The organism is Streptomyces sp. NBC_01294, assembly GCF_035917235.1.
GTDB lineage: Bacteria > Actinomycetota > Actinomycetes > Streptomycetales > Streptomycetaceae > Streptomyces > Streptomyces caledonius.
The window spans coordinates 3,827,383-3,849,799 of the sequence record NZ_CP108423.1; the positions used below are offsets into that span (position 1 = coordinate 3,827,383).

Consider the following 22,417-nt stretch of genomic DNA (forward strand, 5'->3'; position numbering starts at 1 on the left):
AACCACGTGATCAGGAAGCTGACCCATCTCTGCAGGAGGCACGTTGTGACGCTGGTCCAGATGCAGCCCCGCTCGGCAAACGCCAACCCTGTGCACCGGACGGTGGGCGACGCGATGGAGGCGGCCGGTCCACAGGTCTGTGACGACATGACGGTCGAGGTGGCCCTGGCTGTCATGGCCAGTGCCCGCGCGGGTCATCTGCTCGTCTGCGACGAGGACGGCCTGTGCACCGGGCTGGTCACCCAGGCCAGGCTCGCCACCGTCCACGACAGCGCGGCGTACACGGACCAGGTCCGTCTGCGCGATGTTCTCGGCGGCCGCGGGCCGGTCACCTCGCCCGTGACCACGATGGCCGAAGCCGAGCACGCGATGCGCTACCGCAGGCTCGATGCCCTGCCGGTCGTCGACGAGCAGGGCAGTGCTCTGGGCGTTCTCGCCCTTGCCCGCTGAACCGCCTCACCGCGGAACGACCGTCCCCTTCTACTTCCTGTGAGGCAACATGCGCTGTGTCATCGCCCGTTTCCCGTTCGACCTGACCAAGAGCGGTGTCCTGGAGTCGATGAAGGGCGTCAAGCCCGAGCAGGTCGTCGGCGAGTCCGTGGTCATCGGGCGCCGTACCTACCCCGTCAAGCAGGTCGGTCAGGTCATCACCCGCCAGGACCGCCGTGACTTCAGCGCCGGTGAAGTCCTCCGGGCCATGACCCAGCTCGGGTTCACCTGCCGCGGCCTCCCCCGGGCTGCCGTGCCCACGCGTGTCCTCAGCCCGCTGCAGGAGGCTTCCGCGATGCTCGGCGTCCCGGTGACCGTCTGACGGACAGGACCGGCGCAAGCCGACACCCGAACAGCGAAGAGGGCCCGACCGGCACGCGCCGGTCGGGCCCTCCCGCGTACCCAGGGGTTTTTCGCGCGACGCGGGTCAGTGGTCGGAGTAGCTGAAGTCGCCCATGGTCCAGGCGCTGACGTCCGCGATCGAGACGCGGTACATCCCACCCGTCTCCGGGATCCCCACCGTTCCCTGAAGGATGCGGGCCACATGGAAGTGCAGATGGGTGGGCGGCCCTTCCCGGGGTGTCGTTGCGGTGAAGATGGCGGCGAACTCGCCCAGGCGGGCCGAGTCCGTCAGGACCTCCGACACCCGCTGCCTCCACACGGCTTCGGGAGCCAGCCGACCGGTGATGACAGCACCACCGGTGACCACGGTCAGGGACATCTGATTGCTCTGCCCGGACTCCACCAAGGTGGCAACGTCAACGAGCAGCTCGTCAGGCTTCGACATGAGAGCCGATTTTATGCACCGGTCGTCCCGCCCTCTCGACCGGTAGCACTACCGGTCGAGAAGAGCACTGACCGTCTTCCCGCCGGAGGCCCGACGGGTGACACCGGTTGCTCGGGCGATGCGGTGACCATGGGCCAGCCGAATCCACCGGTACGGCCGTACAGGACAGGGCGTCCGAGCCCCTGACCTGCTGTGCAGGCTGATCTGCACATCTGGTCCGACCGCGAAGGTCTAGCTCTCCTCGGCGGGCGCGAAAATCTGTGACGGCCGGAGTAGACATTGGGCTGTGGCGTGGTTATGGTTTCTCTCGTAGCCCAGAGAGACAGCAGGGCCTGGCAGAGACGAACTGCCGGGCAGCAGTACCCGCAGTTGCAGTTCGCATGACGGTGCGGTGGTGGAGTTCCGAAGCCAGGGTTGTTGCAGGACGGCGACGGGACTGACGACCGGACCGGGCGGCCCGCAGCGATCAGGGGCCGCCGTGAGCAGGACCGCAGTTAACGCAGTGGCAGTACCCATAAGTGCAGTTCGCAGTACCCAGCAGTGAAGTAAGTGAGCAGCACCTCGGTGAAGGCGTCGGCTGCGGGCGCGCGCACCGGGAAGTTCGGCAGTGGGGTTCTAAGCCAGAGCAGACGCAGGATGGGCGACGGGGCTGGCTGCCGAAGAGTGGCGCTGGGTCAGGCCACCAGCAGTACGCAGTATCAGCAGTACCGCAGTGAGTGCAGTTCCCGCAGTACAGCAGTAAGCGCAGCAACCCGCAGTTCGCAGTCTCTCCCGTTTGGTAAGCAGTTGATCACCGAGGGAAGAACGGAGGAGTTGAGGCGCCATCAGGATCGCCCGGGCGGAAGCCTTGAGCCCGGGTACCGCAGGACATCGATAGTGAGGTGGTCTCCGGTCGAGCAACCGCGATCCCCGCGCAGCCTGTCCCCGTTCGGACGGGTCGGCGGAAACAGTAGGCCGGCGCAGGACTAGGGCCGGCAGATGGTGTAGCAGTTTCTTCGGGGCCCCGGTGCTGAACGCACTGGGGCCCCTCCCCTCGTTCCGCCCCCCCTCTTCCTCTCCAGGCCTGTCTGATCACCCGCTCCGCTCGCCGACGTCCTCCGCCACTACTCCCGCTACCCAGCTGCGCACCGCCGCCCGCGTCCGGGAGCTCGTTGACCACTGCACTCTCGTGGAGGCGGCCCGGATAGTCACGAACCCGGGCGAACCTCCGCGTTCCGCATGGAGTGGGAGGCCTCGTCGTGAAGGTTAGACGCGGAGAAGGGCTCGGCTTCATCGCCCAGGACGGCGGCTGCCCGGACCTATTCGCCCACTACTCGCAGCAGCGTGTCCCTCCGGAAGCCAACCGACCATGACGCCACAGGCGTGCCGGATCAGGTGCGCACCTTCGCCGGCGGTAGCGATCTTCTGGAAGCCGGCATCGGAGAGCGCTTGCGAGACGCGATCAGGTGCGGATACGGCTGTTGGGGCCGTCTTGCTCGTCGGCGGTGTCGTCGTTGAACCAGTAGTCGCCGGCGGCCAGGTAGCGGAAGGAATGGTTGCTGCCGGTGGGCAGCTCAACGGTGACCGCGCGGTTACCGTCCTTGCGGAGAGTAAGAGGGTGCACGCCGGGGCACCAGTCGTTGAAGTCGCCGACCACGCTCACCTCGGCCGCAGGGGTGTCGGCGGGCAGAACGAAGGTGACCTTGGCGCGGTCCTTGCGCACGGCGCGTTCCAGCACGAGAGACTCCTGACGGACAGGGGGAGGGACAGTACGGGCCCATGCTCAGGGCAGAGCAGGAGCCGCGCACGCCGACGCCGCCGTACTGGCCACCGGGTCACCCACCCGCTGCACCCAGCAGGACGCACAACCGGGCACATGTGACAGTGCACGTGGGGTACGACGACGGGTTGCCCCACGCAAGCAGGACCCGGCCGGGGCCCCGTAGCCACACCGGCCGGGTCCTGCGCCATGCGAAGCAGACGTTCCGCGAGCGCGCCAAACTTCGGACCGGCTGGCGCCGAAGCAGTGTCACCCCCACTCCAGCCCAACTCAGCGAGGGCGGCCCGGCGGGGTTCGGTCCTGGTCTGTGGCAGGGGGTTGGCCCCGGAAGGCGACCGTCCCCGCCGGTGATCCGGGCGGCGCCCGTATGCGACCGGTGTGCCTAGTGAGGCAGGCCGTCCGGCCATCCCTCCGGAGAGCGGTCGCCGGGCGGCGGGTCGTGGTCCGCGGGGAAGAGGGGCAGGGTGCCGGTCATCTCCAGGAGGCGCAGGAGCTGGTGGTTGGGGGCTGCCAGGCGAACGACGGTTCCGGTCTCCTGTGCTGCGCGCCGGGCGGCGAGGAGTGCGTTGAGCGCGGAGGAGTCGCAGAAGGAAACGCGGCTGCAGTCGACCGTCACGGGCTTGGCCGGTGAGGCGTGGGTGAGGGCTTCGGCGAGGGCGAACCGCAGGGCGGGGGCTGTCTCGATGTCCATCTCGCCCGAGGGCCTGATGGCAACGGCGTGCTCCAGGACTTCCACGGCGATGGCGTTGCCGCTGGCCTCCGGGGAAGAGCGTTCGGCCATCGTGGGTCACTCCTAGGTTCGTGGCGTGGCCCCCGAAGCCCGTGGTCCGGTCGGCGGTTCGGGGGAGGGGCGGGTCAGGTGCTTCGCTGGTCGTGGGTGTCCTGGCGGAGCCGGACGGTGTGCCGGGTCAGGGCGTCAATGCGTTCGGCGAGCTCGGTGTCCTCGGTTCGCAGGTGGGCACGGGTGTCGATCAGAGGGCGGACGAGGCGGGCGGCGTCGTCGGCGGCGAGGGCCAGGTTCAGGGCGCCGACGGCGCCCTCGGCACCGTCGGGGAGACCGGTCAGGGCGGTGACCTGGCCGGCGAGACGGCGCAGGTCGGCCGCATTGTCGCGGGCCCAGGCGGTCACCGTGCGGTCGGCGGCGCGCGTGTCGCGCGTGGCCTGGACCCGCTGCTCGCCGGTACTCCCGGCCGCTCCCGGGCGCAGCCGCAGGTAGCGCCGTTCTGCGGCCTGGCGGCTGGCAACCCCGAGCGGGCCCGCGAGGTCGGCCCAGCTCGCGCCCCGCCCGCGTGCGGTCTCGATCAGGCCGCTCTCCCAGTCGGCGAGCTGCTCGCGGACCTCGCGCAGCAGCAACAGCGCGGCCAGGGCCGGGTGTGGCCCCGGGTCCGGCGCGCGCCCCGTCGGGGCCGTCGTTCGTGCTGCGGAGGGTCGCTGCGCGTCCCGCAGGGCCTGGTTGATGGTCTCCAGTGCCGCCGCGGCGGCGAGGAAGGGGACCTGGGTGGGCGGTGCGGTCGGCTCGGCGGCCTCGTTCATGGCGTTCTCCGTGGCTCTGTCATCCTCCAGATGACTCCTTACTTGTCATCGCTTCGATGACATGTTACAACGGGAGCACGTTGAAGCGCATTGGCAGTTTCTGCCTGAACCAACTGGAGGTGTTTCGCGATGTTGATGCGCACTGACCCGTTCCGCGAGATGGACCGGATCGTCCAGCAGCTCTCCGGCACGTCGGGCACCTGGTCGAAGCCCTCCGTGATGCCGATGGACGCCTACCGCCAGGGCGACGTGTACGTGATCGCCTTCGACCTCCCCGGAGTGAGCACCGAGGCGATCGACATCGACGTCGAGCGGAACATGCTGACGGTGAAGGCCGAGCGCCGGCCCACGGGGAAGTCCGACGGCGTACAGATGGAACTCTCCGAGCGACCCCTGGGCGTCTTCTCCCGCCAGGTCATGCTGGCCGACACCCTTGACACCGAGCACATCGAGGCCGACTACGACGCGGGTGTCCTGACCCTGCGCATCCCGATCGCCGAGCGCGCCAAGCCCCGCAAGATCAGCATCGGCGGCGAGTCCGGCCGCAAGCAGATCTCCGGCTGACCAGCCCCGCAGCGGCGGAGGACGGGGAAACCGATCCCCCTCCGGCACCCCGCCCTCCGCGCCCCTTGCCCCTTCACCCCTCCCCGGAGGTGACGTGATGTCGATACGCAGGGAGGCGTTCCTGGCCCACGTCCAGGAACGCGGCGAGTACACGACCCTGCCGGAAGCCGAACGGGCGGCCCGCATCGTCCTGGCCCTGCTGGGCGCGCACCTGGTCGGCACCGTGCGGGCCGAGCTCGCCGCCCGGCTCCCCGAGACGTACGCCCTGATCCTCCTCAATCCCCTGCAGGCCGCCGAACCGCTCTCACCCGAGCGCTTCGTCCGCGCGACCGCGGCCTGGATCGACGGCGCCACCGAGAAGACAGCCCTGTGGGACATCGGCGCGGTCCTCTCCACCGTGGCCGCCGCGGCGGGTGACGTCCTCATGCGCGAGGTCCTGCTCCAGCTTCCCCCCGGCTACGACCTCCTCTTCGGCCACCCCCAGCCCGCCTGACCAGCGCCGACGGCCGGAACTCGAACCTTCGAAGAGAAAGGCAACCGCAGCACCATGTACGACCAGCCTCGACCGGACCGGCCCACCCCCGCCATGACGTTCGACCAGATGCTGGAACGCGTCCGCTACGAGGGCGCCTACCCCACCCTCGAACGTGCGGAAGAAGCCGTCCGCACCGTTCTTGCAGGGCTCGGCCGACAGATCACCGGTGACGAGCGCCTCGACCTCGCCCAGTGCCTGCCCGTCGAAGCCTCCCTCGCCCTGACCGCCCAGATCCCCGATACCGAACAGCTCACCGGCTGGGGTTTCGTCAAGGACCTGGCCGCACGAACCGGCGTGAGCCCGGCCATCGCCCGCTGGGACACTGGCGCCGTGTTCGCCACCGTCACCGCGCTCGCCGGACCCGACCTCCTCGCCCGCATCCTCCAGCGACTTCCCGACGACTACGCACTCCTCTTCGGACAGGCGCAACTGCGCCGGCCTCAGCGCGCCGCCGCCTGACCGGAGCCGGCTGCGCGCGGACATGCAACGGTGCCGGGACCGCTACTGCGGTCCCGGCACCGTTCACACGAGGAGTCAGTGCTTGAAGGTGTCCTTGACCTTCTCCTTGGCCTCGCGGGCATCGCCCTTGGCCTGCTCCGCGCGGCCCTCGGCGGTCAGCCGCTCATTGCCCGTCAGGCGGCCAGCGGTCTCCTTGAGCTTGCCCTTGGCCTGCTCGCCCTTCGCCTCGGCCTTCTGCTCACCAGACACAGCTGATCACTCCCTGTTCGATGGAAAGGTCTTACAGAACCCCGTATGACCGGTGGGATCCCTCCTAAACAGACGGGGCACCACGGCCCGACCCGAAGCGACTGGGGTCTTCGACGATGACTTGGATGTCGAGGCAGTCCGCGCGGGGCATGGAGGTGCCGTGTCAGCGCGCCGGAGCGCGGTGGTCACGAGCCGGGATCGTGTCAGGCCGGCTCGGACAGGACCTGAGCGGCCTCGGGGAGCTCGTGGACGTGAGCGGCCACCCCTTCCAGCGGCAGGAGAGGGCGTAGGGGACATGCTTCCGGGGTGTGGTCATGGTCGACTTCCCAGGTGGGCGTGGGAGCGACGGGGGCGCAGATGGTGGAGACGGCGTAGAGGGTGCCGGAGCAGCCCCGGCACACCAGAGAAGCGTGGATCACGTGAGTGCCTCCGAATGAACCGACTCGGCTGCGCCTTCCACGGGGCGGGGCTCCCCCGCCGGGTGGAGCTGACGCCAGGTGTTTTCCGTCCCGCACCTGAGGTGATGGGGAGAGACCAGACGCCGCCACAGCGCGTCGGGGCGGCAGGGGAAGGTGGCGCCCCGGGCGAGGAGCTGCGTGTACAGGGGTGTGCCCTGGTCCGCGACTTCTCCGGGGATCTGGTCACGGGCGTGTGCCGGGCTAAGGAAAGGCCTTCGGCGCGCTTGTTCCGGAAGACGGCCAACCGCTCTGCGCCTGCCACCGCCGGCCTGTGCGCCGCGGCTGGAGTTCGCCCAATGATCATCCGTCACGTTCGTCAAAACGATTCTTCATCCTCTAGGACACCGGTGTGAGGTGGACACCCGTCCCGGGGATTGCCCCGAGCGCCCCGAGGCCGGGGCCCCCTGCGGCCCGGGCACCTGCCGTCCTGCGCCCCAGCTGGCTCTGACCCGGCCGGGGCGGACTCATCGCGGGCGGCGATGTCAGCGTCAGGGTCAGGACATGCCGCCCGGCAACGTTTAAACCCGAATCGAGACCCGTCGACCTGGGCATCCGGGAGGGTGCCCAACCGACCCGCCTTTGGCAGCCCGCATACGGCGGCCACCGGCCGCAGGGCCATCCGGGCCATGACCCACCTCGGGGTTCACCTGCCGCGACCTTCCCCGGGTCTCCGTGCCCACGCGTGTCCTCAGCCCGCTCCAGCAGGCTTCCGCGATGCTCGGCATCCCGGTGACCATCTGACGGACAGGACTGCGCAAGCCGACACCCGAACGTGCCGCCGACGGCTGCTCCCTGCGTCCCGAATGGCGCCCTGGCCGTCATCCCGCCCGCAGTAGAACCGTTTTCAGCGCGGCTACGCCCTGCTCTTCGGCCGCCCGCCGCCGGCCTCACAGCCGGTCCCCGAGGAAAGGTCTCAGCGCAGTGTGCGGTGATGTCGGCCGGAGCGCCGGATGTGCAAGACCAGGTACACCAGGGCGGCGACGAACACCACGATGCCGATGATCAGCAGGTAGAGCAGCCCTTCGGCGACAGCGCCGATGATGCCCAGCACGATCGCCACGATGACGAGGATCAGGAAGAGCACCATGCCGTGAGGCACCTCCTCAATAGGCCGGTCAGCGGCGGGCGAGCTGCCGCTCACCGTTCGCGCCCGGCTGGTAGGGCAGGTCATAGTGCGCGAACACCGCGGCCTCGCCCTCGACGGGCAGGACATCGTCCGTCCCGATCGCCGGGCACTTCTTCACCAGAGACCGGTCGTAGTCGACCTTGACGTAGCCCGGCCCGACGATCGCGCCGTTCAGCGGGACGAAGACCAGGTGGCGGCGGGTGGGCAGCCCCACCTGGACGGTGGCCATGGCCGGCTCGTCGGTGCTGGTGTCCACGTAGACGGCCTCCAGCGTGCCGATCTTATGGCCGCCGGCGTCGACGACGTCGTGGGTCCGCCACTCACGGACATCCGCGCTCTGGATCATCCCCGGCTTCCCTTCGCACGGCGGTGCACCGACCCGGTGCACTTCCAGCCTGCCCCGCGAAGCCCGCCCACACCAGCCTGGCCGCCCGCGGCTCCATCCCGGGCGGCCGGCCACGACGTCACCGACCGGTTTCCTTGTGCTCTCCAGCTCATCGCGCGGAGCCCCCAGCGGCACCGCTCCGAGCCGTGGCGGGTGTCCCGTGCCCGGTTTGGCCTCACTCCCCGTCCCATTGCCGTTGGGGGTGGATTACCTCACCGTCGAACACGCGGAAATCTATGATGGCCGGAGTAGACATTGGGCGGTGGCGTGGTTATGGTTTCTCTCGTAGCCCAGAGAGACAGCAGGGCCTGGCAGAGACGAACTGCCGGGCAGCAGTACCCGAAGTTGCAGTGCGCAGGACGGTGCGGTGGTGGAGTTCCGAAGCCAGGGTTGCTGCAGGACGGCGACGGGACTGACGACCGGACCGGGTGGCCCGCAGTGATCAGGGGCCGCCGTAAGAAGTACCGCAGTTGACGCAGTGGCAGTACCCGTAAGTGCAGTACCCAGCAGTGAAGTAAGTGAGCAGCACCTCGGTGAAGGCGTCAGCTGCGGGCGCGCGCACCGGGAAGTTCGGCAGTGGGGTTCCAAGCCAGAGCAGACGCAGGATGGGCGACGGGGCTGGCTGCCGAAGAGTGGCGCTGGGTCAGGCCACCAGCAGTACGCAGTAGAGCAGTACCAGCAGTAGGCAATTGATAACCGAGGGAAGAACGGAGGAGCCGAGCGCCATCAGGATCGCCCGGGCGGAAGTCTGAGCCCGGGTACCGCAGGACATCGATAGTGAGGTGGTCTCCGGTCAAGCAACCGCGATCCCCGCACTCCCGGCAGCGTGTCGGCCGGGTCGGCGGAAACACAGGGTCGGCGCAGTATCAGGGCCGACAGATGGTGTAGTAGTTCCTTCGGGGCCCTGGTGCCGTACGGCACCAGGGCCCCTCCATGCGTTCCATGAGAGAGGTTCAATGACAGCAGATGACTCGTTCGGCCGTCTCGATGACGACGACTACCCCGCCTACACCATGGGCCGGGCCGCGGAGATGCTCGGCGCCACCCAGGGCTTCCTCCGCGCCCTCGGCGAAGCCCGCCTCATCACCCCGCTCCGCTCCGAGGGCGGCCACCGCCGCTACTCCCGCTACCAACTGCGCATCGCGGCCCGCGCTCGGGAGCTCGTCGACCAGGGCACCCCGATCGAGGCCGCCTGCCGCATCATCATCCTCGAAGACCAGCTCGAGGAAGCACAGCGCATCAACGCTGAATACCGCCGCGCCGCCGAATCGGCCGCGCCGCCGGCCTCGGCCTGAGGTGAGTGTGCCCGCCGGCATCGGCGGGCCGCGCGCCCCCAGGGCGGCGTTCGCGCGACCGCCCCGCTTCGGTCGTCACCATCGGTCGTGGGTGGAGTGCTATTCAGGCGCTGATGCTTCTGTGAGGTCCGCCCCGGCGTCAGCGCTGCGCGTGGCCTGATGGGTGCCGTGCCAGTCCAGACACATGACCGTGGCGTCGTCCTGGAGGCGGCCACCGTGAGCGTGCAGCACCGCTGCAACCAGCCCCCGCGAGGCCTCGCGGGGGTGGAGATCGCATGTGTCCACGATCAGAGAGGGCAGGTCCACCTCGACAGCACGGCGCTCCAGCATGCCGTCGGTGAGCATCACCAGCCGGTCACCCGATTGCAGGTCCAGCCGCTGCACCCCGTAAGCGGCACGGGGATGGACCCCGAACGGTAGATCCACTTCGGGAACGATCTCCTCGACCCTCCCGTGTCTCAGGCGCAGCGGCCAAGGATGCCCCGCATTGACGAACTGAGTCATCCCGTCGAGCAGGCTGATGCGCAGCAGCTGCCCGGTGACGAAGCCCCGCCTGCCGTGGTCGGTGACGGCCCGGTTGGCCTCCAAGGCCTGTACTTCGAGCTCGGCGCCCGCACGTCTGGCCCTACGGAGGGCGCCCACGGCCAGAGTGGCGAGGAGTGCGGCTTCCACGTCGTGGCCCATGGCATCGGTGACGGAGAGCTGCATGGTGTCGCGATCTACGACGTAGTCGAAGGTGTCACCGCCGACGTGCGTCGCCGGTTCCAGCGCTCCGGCGACCGTGAACTGGGCCGCCTCACATGCCAGTGAGGCGGGAAGGAGCCGGTGCTGGATCTCGGCCGCCAGGGTCAGGGGCCGCGTGCGGCGGCCCCACTGGTAGACATCGGTGAAGGAGCGGTTCGCGATGACGATGTAGGCCAAGGCGTGCGCGGTCGCAGCGATCTGCCCCATCGCGTCCTCATCGGGGTGATCAGAGAGGAACAGCTCCAGCAGCCCGATCGCGTCGCCGCGGTTGGTCACGGGCGCCACGACCCTGACCGCTCCGGTGCCCTCCCGCTGCACGGCCGGCCGCTGTGTGCGCACCACGTCCCCGTAGAGGGTGCCGGGCAGAGGAATGCGCTGAGGGGGCTCGTCGGACTTGACGTCGTCGGCCGCTCCCAGCCGTACCACCGAAGATCCGGTGAAGTCGACGATCAGGAACGAGACCGAGGCAGCGTGCAGGCGGTCCCGGAGCATCCGCGCGACAACGTCCAGGGACTCGACCGGGGAAGCGGCTTCCGCTGCCGCGAGCGCGCCTGCAAGGTCCACTTCCCCCTCCTGTTCGCCGCCGGCGCGCCGCTGCTGGGCGCCGGGATCCCGGTGCTCAGTGGGTGGCATGGCCTCGCCCCTTTCCGGAAGGCAGTAGTCGCACTCGCCGCGAGGGCTGCTGCCCGACTCTCGCCGGGCCGCCCGAGGCCTTGATCGTCGTCAACACAGCCGTGCCAAGGCGCCGGCACGTGGACCGTTCCCAGGCCCGCGGCCACGCCCGGCACTCGTCCGAGGAACCCACCGGACCGACCGGTGCCCACCTTGCCCGAGGACCCGCGGACCGGGGGCCTGCCTGCGCCTGTGAAGGCCGTGCTGCCCGACTGGATCACCCGAACAGCAGGCACGGCTCCCCTGCCGGCTCGACCTCGCTCGATGCCGCACGGCCAACGGCATGGTTCGGCCTCCCGGAATGTCGGGGCACAGGATTGCGCGGCAAGCGCCGGGGCATGCGAAGGGGACGATACGAGCCGGGGCGCCCGCGAGGCCCCGGGACGGTTGCAGAGGATGAGGAGACGGCTCTGTGGGCGGTGTGTGGACGTACGCGCAGGACAGCGGTTACACATCTCGGCAGTCCCTGGTGGGCTTCACCGTGAAGGCCACTGACGGTGCCATCGGGCACGTGGACCGCCAGCAGGACCAGCCCGGCAGGCAGCACCTGGTGGTCGACACCGGCGTGTGGGTGTTCGGCAAGAGTGTCCTGATCCCGGCCGGCGCCGTCACCGGCATCGACCCCGACGCACAGACGGTGACGCTCTCGGGCACGCAGGAAGAGATCAAAGCAGCACCTCAGTTCACCACCGACAGCGATACGGCCGACGACGATTACCTCTCCGCGGTCGGCGACTACTACGTCGCCCTTCGACGCCCGCTCGCGCCCTGACGCAAAGGGCCAATTGCCGGCCCCGCACAGTTGGGCTGGTACGCACCGCAACCACGTCGTGGTCAGTAGGCGGCGAGGGAGATGGCGGTGTAGTGAGCGGTGAACGCTGCCACGGTCAGGGCGTGGAAGACCTCGTGGTAACCGAACCAGCGGGGTGAGGGGTCAGGGCGCTGGAGGGCGTAGACGACCGCACCTGCGCTGTAGAGGAGCCCGCCGGTCACGATCAAAGCGAGTACGGCCGCCCCGCCGCTGTGCAGGAAGTCGGGCAGATAGCGCACCGGTGCCCAGCCCAGGGCCAGGTAGCAGGGGGTGTACAGCCAGCGGGGAGCTCCGACCCACAGGACGCGGAAGGCGATGCCCGCCAGGGCGCCCGTCCACACGATCCACAGGAGGACGGATCGCTGGCCAGGGGGAAGAAGGAGCACGGCAAGCGGGGTGCAGGTCCCGGCGATGATCAGGAAGATGTTCGCGTGGTCGAGGCGACGCAGAACGGCCTCACCGAGTGGCCCCCAGGTGCCGAGGTGGTAGACGGCGCTCGTACCGAACAGCAGCCATGCGGAGACGGAGTACACGGTGCAGGCCAGGACGGCCGGCGGTGTCTCGGCCAGGCAGATGAGGACGATACCGGCGGCCAGCGACGCGGGGACCATTCCTGCGTGAAGCCAGCCTCGCAGCTTCGGCTTGATCGGCTCGACCAGATCGGCCGCCCGCTCGACCAGGTCGGCAACCGGATGGTTGCGCTCGTGTCCCCCAACCGCCGGTGTGGAGGAAGCACCGCCAAATTCGGCTTGGTCTCGGGACACTGCTTCCCATCCCGACTCGGACTGCTGGGCATCGCTCGCAACCATGTGGTCATGCTAGGAGCCTGCCCGCAGGCCTTCCCGGAGGACTGCCGCAGACTGCCGGCCCGGCGTCGCCGGACGTGCCCGGTCAGCCGCCTCATGGTTCCGGCCGGGGAGGCGTGCCGGCGAATGGAGCCCGGGAAGTCGTGTAATTCGGTGGGTCACGGGAACGATCAGAGCTTCCGAACGGGCCTCTCCGCTCTCCTACGTTCAAGGACCGCCGATGCTTCCCGAGTTCCACTCCCACGCATCCGCCCCCCTTTCCCATCAGCTGGTACAGCGACTGGGATTGGACCCGCGCCTCGAAGCCAGCCGAATCGACGTCGAGCGTGTCGCGGACATCGCCGTCGTGGCATCGGCCCACTCCGACGGATACGCGGCCACTGCACACCTCCTCGGACTGCTCGCGGCTCCCTCAGCACGTTGCGCGCCACTTCCTGTGCCGTCGCGATCATGTGAGGGCTGTTGTACGGCGCTGCCATCCTGCTGACGCTTTCGTTTGGCGTGACCCGGATGGTCACCCACGCAGCAGGTATTCCGTCCTCAGGTCTGGCCGGCGCAGCCTCCACTCGCATGGATGTGACCCCCGGCCCTCCGTCGGACGGCAGGAACGCCTCGATAATCTCCCTGCGCACCTTCTCCCGGATCGCTACGGGAGGAATCGGGTCAGTGGATGTGGTCACGACCGCCGGCATGCCTCTCGCCTGAAGCCCAGCACGCAACTCGCGGGTCAAGCTGTCCAGGCTCTTCGGTCGACGCGAGCTGACCTCGATACCGAATCGCATCTCACCGGCGTCGAGGAGTAGATCGGGCCCCTCGCCTCCGTTGAACCGGAACGGCACACCACTCTCCGCAAGGTGCGACGCAACCGTGAGTTCGGCTCGGTGCGTAAGGAAGAGCTCCATACCCTCCGCGCTCTGGTCCCAGAACCCCCGGAAATCCTGACGCTTTGCAAGGAGCCCGTCAGGCTGGACCCGCTCCAGAATGGCGAGGGTCTCCTCTATCGCCGTCAGGATGGGGCTTCGCCACCACGCATGGACGGCGCCCCGGTAGCGGCTCGGACGCTCCGCCTCGAAGTACCAACGCAGTGGGTGGGTCGGAACTCCGTCCATCCACTGGCTGAGAACTGGCAGGCCATTTCCGCTCCGGTCAACCATCCATGGATCCTACGAGCCAGCCGGTCCCTCGTGCCATCAGGTTCTGGCGCTAGGTGTATTGCCTCGTTAGGTTGGGGACGCGGCTTGCGGGTGGTTTGCCTGCGAGTGCGGTGTGTCCGCGGTGGTGATTGTAGGAGTGGAGCCAGCCGGGGAACGCTTCGCGGCGTTCGATGTCTGACCGGTAGGGGCGGGCGTAGGCCCTTGACGGCCTCGGTCTCCTGTCCCAGACCCGGGTGCAAAGCAGGCGTCTCAGCTCTCGGCAAGGGCGGCGGGCTGGTCTGCTTGCCGGGAATCGGATCGCCATCAACGGGGTTGGTGGGGGATGAGCCGTTATTGGAGGGCCATGCGAGCGATTCAGGTGCACGAAGTGGGCGGTCCCGAGGTGCTGCAGGAGGTCGATGTGGACCAGCCGCGGCCGGGTCCGGGCGAGGCGGTCGTGGAGGTCGCCGCATCCGGGGTCAACTTCCTCGACGTCTACCACCGCGAGGGCCGGTACAGCCTCCCGCTGCCCTTCACCCCGGGCGCTGAGGGCGCGGGCACGGTCGTCGAAGTTGGACCCGGCGTCGCTGACGTCGCAGTGGGGGACCGGGTCGGTTGGGTGGAGATTCCCGGCACTTATGCCGAGCGGGCCGTCGTGGACTCCTCCCGGCTGGTGCCGCTGCCCGACGATATCGGCTTCGAGACCGCCGCCGCCGTGCTCCTCCAAGGCATGACCGCGCACTATCTCGTCAAGGACGCCTACCCGGTTCAGGGGGGCGACACGGTGCTCGTGCATGCGGCTGCTGGTGGCATGGGGCTGCTTTTGACCCAGCTCATCACCCATCTCGGCGGCAGGGTGATCGGCACGACGTCGACCACGGCGAAGGCCGAGCTGGCGAAGCGTGCCGGGGCCGCTGAGGTGATCCTTTCCTCCGCAGTCGACGATCTCGCAGCCGAGGTGAGGCGGCTCAACGGCGGTCAGGGACTGCCGGTTGTCTTCGACGGCGTCGGCGCGCACACCTTCGATGCGAGCCTCGCCAGCCTGCGAACCCGCGGCCATCTCGTGCTCTTCGGCGCGGCAAGTGGTGCCGTGCCGCCGTTTGATCCGATTCGGCTCGCCCACGGCGGTTCGCTGACCCTGATCCGGCCCAGCCTCGGGGACTTCATCGCCGATCGGTCCGAACTGCTCCGACGGGCCGCCGATGTGTTCGAGTGGGTGCGCTCCAAGGCGCTTGAGGTCACCGTAACGGGCCGCTACGCATTGTCCGAGGCCGCCCAGGCCCACAGCGATCTGGAGGCTCGGCGTACCACCGGCAAGCTGCTCGTCGTACCCGATGCGGCCGCTATTGGACGCCGCGAGGAGACGCAGAGCTGATCGCGGGTGACGAGGTCGGGGATCTTGGAGACTGAGATGTCGAGGGCATGGCCGATAGTCATCGCCAAGATCCCCGACACCGTCAGGCACTCAGCAGGCCGAGATCAAGTTCTGGCGGGTTTCTGGCGTATCTGGGTCACACCCCTTCAAGATCCCTCAGACGAGACCTGGCTCACCCGTCCACAACCTCCCGGGACAGAACAGCTAGGTGCAGGTCGACCGTAAGACGGCAAAACACCACGCTGCATCCCCACGAGAGCAGATCTCAGGCCCAGCCGCAGACGTCCGACATCGCACCAGCAGCACTAGTTGGAACAGCGATTGCCCCTGCAAGGTCACCTCAAAATCGCCGCTGTCGGACCCCAGAACTGCCGGTCCGATCGAAGCGGTCAAGCACCCGCCTCGGCAAGCGCGGTTCACGTGCCCCAGCCGTGCCCTTAGGGGCGGTAAACAGCGGTCATCACGGGTGCGGGCAAGGCCCTCCAGAGACCTCGGCAGAGGGGCATACTCCCAGGTCAGAGGCTATACCAGCACGCCGAGCACCATTGATTCCCAAGCTTATAGCGCGGGTTCGATTCCCGTCATCCGCTCTTGAACGAAGGCCCAGGTCAGCGACCTGGGCCTTCTTCGTTGTCTGTCATGGTCAGCGCGCCAACTCGGCCAGGGCCCGGAGGCCTTCGAGCACTTCGGCGGCAGTGGGGGCACTGGAGGGGTCGCTGAGGCACTGGAGCATCACGCCCGACACGAGCGCCAACTGCACGGTGCCGAGGGTGCGGACGGAGGTGTCCGGCACGTCCTCCTCGCGGACGCCGTCCAGGATGGCCGCCATGCCGCGCCGCCCCTGAGCGGTGCCCCCGGCCAGAGCGGCGCGCAGCTCCGGCTGCCGCTGGGCCTGCATGAACAGTTCCACCGAGGCGAGCCAGAGGTCGGGGTGCGCACCGAAGTCCTCGATCAGGCTCTCCCAGATGCGCTCGAAGTGCGCTCTGGAGGAGCCGTCGGCGTCGGGGACCAGCGCCCGGCCCATCGCGTCGCCCCACTCGTCGAGGATCTCGAACAGGGCGTGGTTGAGCAGTGCCTCGCGTGAGCCGTAGTGGTAGCCGACGGCGGCCGTGCTCACGCCGGCCGCCGTGGCGATGTCACGCACAGAGGTGCGGTCGTATCCCTTTTCCCGCAGGCAGGCTTTGGCGCCGATGAGCAGGGCTTCGCGGTTTCCCATGCTCACGAGCCTAGCGCCCGTGTGACACGAACGCCTCATGCGATCGAGTTATACAAACGTATTGCACGATCGTGCCAATCTGCGTAGCGTTCGGGCCATGAGACACACCAGGAACGTTTCCAAGGGGTTCATCGCCGCCGCCCTCACGCTGACCACGCTGGGCATGGGCCTGGGCGTCGGACTGGCCGGCCCGGCACACGCGGCAGCAGGCGGCACCGCCGGCACGGTCGTCGGCACCACCGGCGGCGCCGTGCGTGGCACCGCCGACAGCGACGGCCTGCGCAGCTTCCAGGGCATCCCGTACGCGGCCCCGCCGGTAGGGGACCTGCGCTGGGCCTCGCCACAGCCCGCCGCACCCTGGACCGGGGTGCGCGAGGCGACCGCCCCCGGATCCCCCTGCTCGCAGCCGGCGGGGCTGCCCATCGGGGTCCCCAGCGAGGCCGAGGACTGCCTCTACCTGAATGTCACCACCCCCGCCACGCGGACCGGCAAGCGGCCGGTGATCGTGTGGATCCACGGCGGCAGCCTGATGTTCGGCAGTGGCGACCTGTACGGACCCGAGCGACTGGCCGCCGAAGGCGCCGTCGTCGTGTCGGTCAACTACCGGCTCGGTGTCATGGGCTTCCTGTCCGATCCGGCGCTCAAGACCTCCGGCGGCCTCGGACTGGAGGACCAGCAGGCGGCGCTGCGCTGGGTCCGCGCCAACGCGGGCGCCTTCGGCGGCGATCCGGGCAACGTGACGATCATGGGCGAGTCCGGCGGCGGCTACAGCGTCTGCGGCCACCTCGCCTCGCCGAAGTCGACCGGCCTGTTCCACCGCGCCATCTTGCAGAGCTCGCCCTGCGCCACGGGCGGCTCCCGCACCCGGGAGGAAGCCGAAGCCGAGGCCAAGGCTACGCTCGACAGCCTCAATGAGCTCAAGAAGTGCAAGGGCTACAAGGACGCGGAGTCCTGCCTGCGCGGCACGGACGCGGCCACGCTCATGAAGGCGTACGGGACCTGGAACGAGCCACGGCCGATCGCCGGTACGGACCTCATGCCACTGGCCCCCGCCGAGGCGCTGCGCACGGGCAGGTTCAACCGCGTCCCGGTCCTCATCGGGGTCAACCACGATGAGGAGCGCGGCCGGATCCTCGGCCAGGAGCTGAGGGGCGGTCCCATGCCGCCCGAGGCGTACGAGCCCGAAATCCGCAACGAGTTCGGCGACCGGGCCGACGCGGTCCTGGCCCGCTACCCGCTGAGCCGCTTCAGCTCCGCCGGCGAGGCCCTGGCAACGGTCCTGACCGACCGCGACTGGTCCGTTCCGACACTGGACACCGCCCGGCTGCTGTCGCAGTGGACGCCGACCCGGATGTTCGAGTTCAGCGAGCGCGAGACGCCCTCGTGGGCAGGCGACCCGAAGCTCAGCTTCGAGCTCCGCGCCTCGCACATGTCGGAGCTGCCCTACCTCTTCGACTTCAAGCTGCCACTGTTCGAGAAGCTGACGGAGAAGCAGGAACGCCTCGGCAAGCGGATGACGGACACCTGGGCGGACTTCGCCGAGTCCGGGAAGACGGATTGGCCGAGCTTCCGCAGCGGCGGCTACGTGCAGTCGCTGGCCTCGGGGCCGTGGAAGCGTGCGGAGTTCACCAAGGACCACGACTACGCGTTCTGGAAGAACCTCCGCTGACGCCAAGCGTCGTCCCGCCGACCGAGGCGCCTGGGACGCCGGGCAGCACACGACTCGTGCCACTACGTGCCAGTCAGGGCGGTAAACAGCGGTCGGCATGGGGGGGTCCGCGGGCCCCGGAACTCGGCTCCGCAGCGGACGTTTTCGCAGGTCACCAGGGTTTCAGACCCCCGAGTGCCGAGTGATTCCCAAGCTTATAGCGCGGGCTCGATTCCCGTCATCCGCTCTTGCAAGAAGGCCCAGGTCAGCGACCCGGGCCTTCGTCATTGTCTAGACCTGACTGGTAGGCGCGCACCACTTGCGCACCACATCCTCCCAGTCAGGCCCGCTCGGCGGCCTTCTGACGAGCCGCTTGCACCATCCCGTCAAGGCCGGCCGCCACCTCCTTCTGCCGCTCGTGATCAGAGTGTTGGTGGATCAACGCGGCCTTCTCGGAGGACCGGCCGGCCCGCACCATCGTGTCCTCAGCGTCGCCCCGGACCTGGTGGAGAAGGTGTGCCCGGTGTGCCGAAGGTCGTAGAACCCACGAAGAGCAGGCCGTCCGACCGTCGACGCGGGCACCCACGACGAGGCCCGCGCACTCCATGCTCGCCTTGGCCGTCGCAGGCCGCCGAAGACACCTCGGGCGCTGACCTGTCAGTGGTCCTTCTTGCGCCTGCCTCCGATTTGGTAGGGCCGCATCATCTCGTTGTCCTCGTGCTCGACGATGTGGCAGTGCCAGACGAAGCGACCAGGGTGGTCGAAACGGGCCTTCACCCGGGTGATTTCTCCCGGGTAGGCGATCACGGTGTCCTTGAAGCCACGCTCCCAGCTCTCCGGCGGAACGGGTGACCCGTTGAACGGTTGCCGGTCAACCACCTCGAACGCCACCTCGTGGATGTGGATCGGGTGGGCGTCCACAGTGAAGTTGTGCAGCTCCCAAGTTTCGGTCGCGTTCAGCCTCGGGTTCTCCGTGACCGGGTCGGCCCAGCCGAGCAACACCGGATTGCCGGCGGAGTCGACTGTCCCGAGCATGGCCTGGACCGGCGTGCCCGGTGGAACCAGGGGATTGCTGGAGTTCACCTCGTTGAGGGAGAGCCGTCGGGTGACGCTCGCCGAACCGAGCGGCCTGATCCTGGGCAGCCGGAGCCGATCCGGTAGGACGCTCGCATCTTCGCCCACCAGCGGGCCGACCACGAATTTCATCACCTGCCCGGTGGTGGCCGGATCCGCCACAGGGAAGTCCACGCCTGGTTCGCCCCGGCCGAAGGGTTCGTCCGCGCCCTCGTTGATGAGGTACAGCTCGGTACCTTCAGCGATCCCGGTGAAGTCGACGATCACGTCGGCCCGCTCCGCGTTGGCCAACAGCAGCCGTTCCAGCTGAACCGGTTCGGGCAGGAATCCGCCTTCGTTGCCGATCTGCCAGAACGGTACGGCCGACCGGGCCGGCCGGACGGTCGGACTGTCCGTGATCTTCAGGATCAGGAACCGGGCATTGCATCCATTGAGGAAGCGCAGCCGGTAGCGGCGCGGTTCGACCTCGAACTTCGGCCATGTCCGGCCGTTGACCACCATCGTGTTGGCGAAGAATTCGGGGTTCCAGATGGGAGGTACATCAGTGGTGGGAACGTACGGGCCCGCGAACCCGTCGAAGAATTCCCGGCTCGTGGGGTAGAACAGCGAGCCATCCGAGTTGAACGACCGGTCCTGGATGGCCAGGGGGATCTCGTGGTACCGGGTGCCCGGCGCATCACCGAAGGCGGGCGCCGGTCCGGGCAGAACCCCCTCGGGCAGGTCGCACTCGCCGCCGCGCAGCAGGTAGAACCCGGCGGGTCCGGCGTAGACGTTGAGCCGGGTCATCCCCAGGGTGTGGTCGTGGAACCAGAGGGCCGACGCCCGCTGGTCGTTGGCGTACTGAAAGGTCGCTGTACCCGGCTCCCACTTCAGGCCGTGCGCTTCGGCGAACTTCTCCCGGAACTCGTCGTAGAACGAGCCCACGGTGGCGAATCCAGCGGGAATGTTGTTCGCGCGCGGCAAGTACCACGCCTCGGTGTAGCCGTCGCTCTCCTCGGTGGAATGCCCACCGTGCAGGTGAGTGACGAGCGGCACGGGTCCGGCATACGGACCCGGCGTCGACGTGAACGTCGGCCGGGAATCGCGCCCGGACTTGCCACCCGGAGGATTCGCCCAGTGCAGGGTGGGATCGACCGCCAGCAAGTGCGGGAGGAAACCGCCTTGGCTGTCGACGAGATCGTTCACCCAGGTGACCCGGACAGGCCGGTCGGCCTTGGCCTCGATGGTGAACGAGGGGTAGTTGAACGTGGCTTTGTCCCCGAGCGAGCCGTACCCCCACACGGTGGTGGACGGCAGAGTGGGCGGCAGTACCTGCTGGCTGAACTGCCGGACGCCGATGACGTACGTGTCGATGCCGTGCCGCTGCGGGTGGCGAGCCTTCGGCATCACCGGCGGGATCACCAGATTGGTGACGTATTTCGGAATGGTCGTTGGGTCCAGGGTGGGGACTGGGAATGTACGGGCAGACCCGGCCCCCGGGGCCACCGCGGTCCCGTTCGGGAGTGCCACCGCCCCATTGGGTGCCGGAAGGACCAGGGCCGCCCCACCAACGGCCCCGGCTACGAGCAGGCCTCTTCGCGCGATCATTTCTCCCGCTTTCCACAGCCCGAGGGCGCCGATCGTTTCGTCACCGAATGTTACGGTTCAGTCACATTGAGCGATGGCATGATGCCCGGCGTGTCCTCGAACCGTCGGAGCCAACGGCGTGCGGGTGACAATCGGCGGAGTGCCGGCCAAAAATCCGTTGGCGGCACATGGCTCGTCCAGCAATCGGAAAAGCCAACGGTGATGAACCCGCGGGCTACAGGTTCGCGCTCCTGATCACGTTCGAGACGAAGACGAAGAGGTCATGCCAGACGCGTACCAGGTCGTGCAGGGACCACCGGGTACCTAATCGACGCGCGCCAAGGGTTTTCTCACGTCGGACAGGAGCCGTGTCGAGTCAGGGGCCGTGCCACAACGTGCCAGTAGGGGCGGCAAACAGCGGTCGGCAAAGGATCCGACACGGCAACGCGACCCGCGTCTCTCGCAGTCGTTTCCGCAGGTCAGCAGCCATACGCACCCCCAAGTGCAGGGTGATTCCCAAGCTTATAGCGCGGGTTCGATTCCCGTCATCCGCTCCATGACAAAAGCCCCAGGTCAACGACCTGGGCCTTCGTCGTTGTCCCGGCCTTCCTGGCGCCGCGCACCACCCCCGCACCCCTGCCCTTCTCGCGTCAGAGCAAGTGCGGCGGCGGTACCACCAGGACCACGGCCAAGAGGCGCGGCCTCATCCGCGGGAGCGCCTGGGTCTCGAACCACCCACCGGAGGGGAGCATGTGACGGCGAGCCGTACCGGGAGTGGGGTCGCCGAGTTGGGACGGGTCGATGCCGAGGTCGGCCAGCTCGACGATCTGGTCGGCGACGGCCTTCACTTCATCGCGCACGACTTTCGGGTAGCCCACCTCGTCCTCGGCGTGGAAGGCGTACTCCCACACCCAACGGTCGTCGGTCACCGGGCGGTCTCGCCAGCGGTACGGAGGCCGGCCTCGGCGGCGGCTGCGTTGCGGATGCGGCTGATCTCGGCGGCGATGTCCCGGGCCTCGCCGAGGTCGGTGACCTCTCCGGCGCGGGCCTCGAGCACGTGGAGTCGGGCAGCGGTCTCCGGGTGTCGGGCAATGGCCACCTCAACAGCCCACGCCTCCGTGAAGGTGCGGAGGGGAATGGCGGAAACCTCGGCGCGCGCGCGGGCGGTGCTGGCCGCGCGGTCGCGGTCGAAGTCGGCGAGCAGCTGCGGGGCTACCTGGGCGAGGGCGGCTCGGATCGCCTCGGGCTGGGCGGGCGGCTGCGGGACAGCGGACGGCTGGGGCGCGGTGCTCATGCGGCTTCGGTCCTCTCCTCCTGGTCAAGCTCGCCCGCACGGTAGGCGTTGGCAAGGGTGGTGACGTGCTGGCGGGACCAGCCGACACGGCGGCCCGCCGCAGCCTTCTGCCCGTAGCGGTCGGCGGAGCCGATCCGGCCCACCGTGCGATTAAGGTGCGCCTGCGCCCGCGCAAGGGCCTGCTCTGCCCGGCGGACGGCCTTGAGGGCGTCGTCCAGGTCGGACTTCTCGTCGTCTGTCAGGGGTTCACTCGCGGCTCGCACGACCCGAGCATAAACCGTCACCAGGACATGACGCTATGGGACTCTCCCGCTAAAGGACCAAGCCGAGAGAAGCAACGCACCATGGAAATGGGTGGGAGCTGAGCCCTGAAGCGCACGGGCGCCAGGCGCCCAGGGGTTACGTCACGGCAGACAGGAGCCATGCAAAGCCGCCGACC

At 68.6% G+C, this 22,417-nt stretch carries 25 protein-coding genes and 3 pseudogenes; 10 read left to right on the forward strand and 18 right to left on the reverse strand.

What is annotated here, in order from left to right; all coding sequences use genetic code 11:
• The first annotated feature begins 45 nt into the window (after positions 1-45).
• A complete protein-coding gene (locus OG534_RS17180) occupies positions 46-450 on the forward strand; it encodes a CBS domain-containing protein (RefSeq protein WP_326588930.1) in 405 nt (134 codons plus the stop codon).
• Positions 451-499: 49 nt separating this feature from the next.
• Positions 500-811 (forward strand): SCO5918 family protein, encoded by a 312-nt coding sequence (locus OG534_RS17185; RefSeq protein WP_326588931.1) that lies wholly within the window; start codon positions 500-502, stop codon positions 809-811.
• 105 nt (positions 812-916) lie between these two features.
• On the opposite strand, the gene OG534_RS17190 is transcribed toward OG534_RS17185, so the two are convergent.
• The 4 genes from OG534_RS17190 to OG534_RS17205 all read right to left on the reverse strand — a co-directional run bounded on the left by OG534_RS17190 (position 917) and on the right by OG534_RS17205 (position 4,568).
• The gene (locus tag OG534_RS17190; protein WP_326588932.1) at positions 917-1,276 is read right to left on the reverse strand and encodes a hypothetical protein; all 360 of its coding nucleotides are present in this window, start codon (positions 1,274-1,276) and stop codon (positions 917-919) included.
• Between the two features lie 1,441 nt (positions 1,277-2,717).
• Positions 2,718-2,993, reverse strand: coding sequence for an isoamylase early set domain-containing protein (locus OG534_RS17195; RefSeq protein ID WP_326588933.1), 276 nt, complete (start codon positions 2,991-2,993; stop codon positions 2,718-2,720).
• Positions 2,994-3,417: 424 nt separating this feature from the next.
• Positions 3,418-3,816, reverse strand: a complete 399-nt coding sequence (locus tag OG534_RS17200; RefSeq protein WP_326588934.1) for an STAS domain-containing protein — start codon at positions 3,814-3,816, stop codon at positions 3,418-3,420.
• A gap of 74 nt (positions 3,817-3,890) precedes the next feature.
• Positions 3,891-4,568: an HSP18 transcriptional regulator gene (locus tag OG534_RS17205; RefSeq protein WP_326588935.1), complete on the reverse strand. Its 678-nt coding sequence runs from the start codon at positions 4,566-4,568 to the stop codon at positions 3,891-3,893.
• A gap of 129 nt (positions 4,569-4,697) precedes the next feature.
• Between OG534_RS17205 and OG534_RS17210 the strand changes: the two genes are divergently transcribed.
• From OG534_RS17210 to OG534_RS17220, 3 genes are all read left to right on the forward strand, one after another.
• The gene (locus OG534_RS17210; RefSeq protein WP_326588936.1) at positions 4,698-5,132 is read left to right on the forward strand and encodes an Hsp20/alpha crystallin family protein; all 435 of its coding nucleotides are present in this window, start codon (positions 4,698-4,700) and stop codon (positions 5,130-5,132) included.
• Between the two features lie 97 nt (positions 5,133-5,229).
• The gene (locus tag OG534_RS17215; protein ID WP_326588937.1) at positions 5,230-5,625 is read left to right on the forward strand and encodes a DUF2267 domain-containing protein; all 396 of its coding nucleotides are present in this window, start codon (positions 5,230-5,232) and stop codon (positions 5,623-5,625) included.
• Between the two features lie 54 nt (positions 5,626-5,679).
• Positions 5,680-6,126, forward strand: coding sequence for a DUF2267 domain-containing protein (locus OG534_RS17220; RefSeq protein ID WP_326588938.1), 447 nt, complete (start codon positions 5,680-5,682; stop codon positions 6,124-6,126).
• Between the two features lie 75 nt (positions 6,127-6,201).
• On the opposite strand, the gene OG534_RS17225 is transcribed toward OG534_RS17220, so the two are convergent.
• The gene (locus OG534_RS17225) at positions 6,202-6,375 is read right to left on the reverse strand and encodes a CsbD family protein (RefSeq protein ID WP_078626466.1); all 174 of its coding nucleotides are present in this window, start codon (positions 6,373-6,375) and stop codon (positions 6,202-6,204) included.
• 203 nt (positions 6,376-6,578) lie between these two features.
• Positions 6,579-6,794, reverse strand: coding sequence for a hypothetical protein (locus OG534_RS17230; RefSeq protein ID WP_326588939.1), 216 nt, complete (start codon positions 6,792-6,794; stop codon positions 6,579-6,581).
• A 656-nt stretch (positions 6,795-7,450) separates the two neighbouring features.
• On the opposite strand from OG534_RS17230, the pseudogene OG534_RS38695 reads away from it, so the two are divergent.
• A pseudogene (locus OG534_RS38695) lies at positions 7,451-7,574 on the forward strand (SCO5918 family protein); the annotation flags it as partial.
• Positions 7,575-7,746: 172 nt separating this feature from the next.
• Here the strand turns inward: OG534_RS38695 and OG534_RS17235 are convergent.
• Positions 7,747-7,920: a hypothetical protein gene (locus OG534_RS17235; protein ID WP_326588940.1), complete on the reverse strand. Its 174-nt coding sequence runs from the start codon at positions 7,918-7,920 to the stop codon at positions 7,747-7,749.
• Positions 7,921-7,948: 28 nt separating this feature from the next.
• Entirely contained in the window at positions 7,949-8,305 is a 357-nt protein-coding gene (locus tag OG534_RS17240) for a PRC-barrel domain-containing protein (RefSeq protein ID WP_326588941.1), read from the reverse strand.
• Positions 8,306-9,300: 995 nt separating this feature from the next.
• Between OG534_RS17240 and OG534_RS17245 the strand changes: the two genes are divergently transcribed.
• Positions 9,301-9,639 (forward strand): MerR family transcriptional regulator, encoded by a 339-nt coding sequence (locus OG534_RS17245; RefSeq protein WP_326588942.1) that lies wholly within the window; start codon positions 9,301-9,303, stop codon positions 9,637-9,639.
• Between the two features lie 99 nt (positions 9,640-9,738).
• Here OG534_RS17245 and OG534_RS17250 read toward each other — a convergent pair whose 3' ends face one another.
• The gene (locus OG534_RS17250) at positions 9,739-10,947 is read right to left on the reverse strand and encodes a PP2C family protein-serine/threonine phosphatase (RefSeq protein WP_326593676.1); all 1,209 of its coding nucleotides are present in this window, start codon (positions 10,945-10,947) and stop codon (positions 9,739-9,741) included.
• Between the two features lie 520 nt (positions 10,948-11,467).
• On the opposite strand from OG534_RS17250, the gene OG534_RS17255 reads away from it, so the two are divergent.
• Positions 11,468-11,827, forward strand: coding sequence for a PRC-barrel domain containing protein (locus OG534_RS17255; RefSeq protein WP_326588943.1), 360 nt, complete (start codon positions 11,468-11,470; stop codon positions 11,825-11,827).
• 62 nt (positions 11,828-11,889) lie between these two features.
• Here OG534_RS17255 and trhA read toward each other — a convergent pair whose 3' ends face one another.
• The 3 genes and pseudogenes from trhA to OG534_RS17270 all read right to left on the reverse strand — a co-directional run.
• Positions 11,890-12,630, reverse strand: a complete 741-nt coding sequence (gene trhA / locus OG534_RS17260; RefSeq protein ID WP_326588944.1) for a PAQR family membrane homeostasis protein TrhA — start codon at positions 12,628-12,630, stop codon at positions 11,890-11,892.
• A gap of 212 nt (positions 12,631-12,842) precedes the next feature.
• A complete protein-coding gene (locus OG534_RS17265; protein WP_326588945.1) occupies positions 12,843-13,826 on the reverse strand; it encodes a hypothetical protein in 984 nt (327 codons plus the stop codon).
• A gap of 49 nt (positions 13,827-13,875) precedes the next feature.
• Positions 13,876-14,025: pseudogene (locus tag OG534_RS17270) on the reverse strand (IS481 family transposase); the annotation flags it as partial.
• Between the two features lie 144 nt (positions 14,026-14,169).
• Here OG534_RS17270 and OG534_RS17275 point away from each other — a divergent pair.
• Positions 14,170-15,180: a quinone oxidoreductase family protein gene (locus tag OG534_RS17275; protein WP_326588946.1), complete on the forward strand. Its 1,011-nt coding sequence runs from the start codon at positions 14,170-14,172 to the stop codon at positions 15,178-15,180.
• Between the two features lie 643 nt (positions 15,181-15,823).
• Here OG534_RS17275 and OG534_RS17280 read toward each other — a convergent pair.
• Positions 15,824-16,396 carry a TetR/AcrR family transcriptional regulator gene (locus OG534_RS17280; protein WP_326588947.1) on the reverse strand — a complete coding sequence of 191 codons (573 nt, stop codon included), beginning with the start codon at positions 16,394-16,396 and terminating at the stop codon, positions 15,824-15,826.
• Positions 16,397-16,493: 97 nt separating this feature from the next.
• Between OG534_RS17280 and OG534_RS17285 the strand changes: the two genes are divergently transcribed.
• A complete protein-coding gene (locus tag OG534_RS17285; RefSeq protein WP_326588948.1) occupies positions 16,494-18,065 on the forward strand; it encodes a carboxylesterase/lipase family protein in 1,572 nt (523 codons plus the stop codon).
• Positions 18,066-18,384: 319 nt separating this feature from the next.
• Here the strand turns inward: OG534_RS17285 and OG534_RS17290 are convergent.
• The 5 genes and pseudogenes from OG534_RS17290 to OG534_RS17310 form a co-directional block, all read right to left on the reverse strand.
• A pseudogene (locus tag OG534_RS17290) lies at positions 18,385-18,593 on the reverse strand (tyrosine-type recombinase/integrase); the annotation flags it as partial.
• A gap of 108 nt (positions 18,594-18,701) precedes the next feature.
• Entirely contained in the window at positions 18,702-20,627 is a 1,926-nt protein-coding gene (locus OG534_RS17295) for a multicopper oxidase family protein (RefSeq protein WP_326588949.1), read from the reverse strand.
• 707 nt (positions 20,628-21,334) lie between these two features.
• Complete coding sequence (locus OG534_RS17300) at positions 21,335-21,613, reverse strand: hypothetical protein (RefSeq protein ID WP_326588950.1); 279 nt, start codon at positions 21,611-21,613, stop codon at positions 21,335-21,337.
• A complete protein-coding gene (locus OG534_RS17305; RefSeq protein WP_326588951.1) occupies positions 21,610-21,978 on the reverse strand; it encodes a hypothetical protein in 369 nt (122 codons plus the stop codon). The genes OG534_RS17300 and OG534_RS17305 overlap by 4 nt, the downstream gene beginning before the upstream one ends.
• Positions 21,975-22,241, reverse strand: coding sequence for a hypothetical protein (locus OG534_RS17310; protein ID WP_326588952.1), 267 nt, complete (start codon positions 22,239-22,241; stop codon positions 21,975-21,977). The genes OG534_RS17305 and OG534_RS17310 overlap by 4 nt, the downstream gene beginning before the upstream one ends.
• Positions 22,242-22,417: the final 176 nt, after the last annotated feature.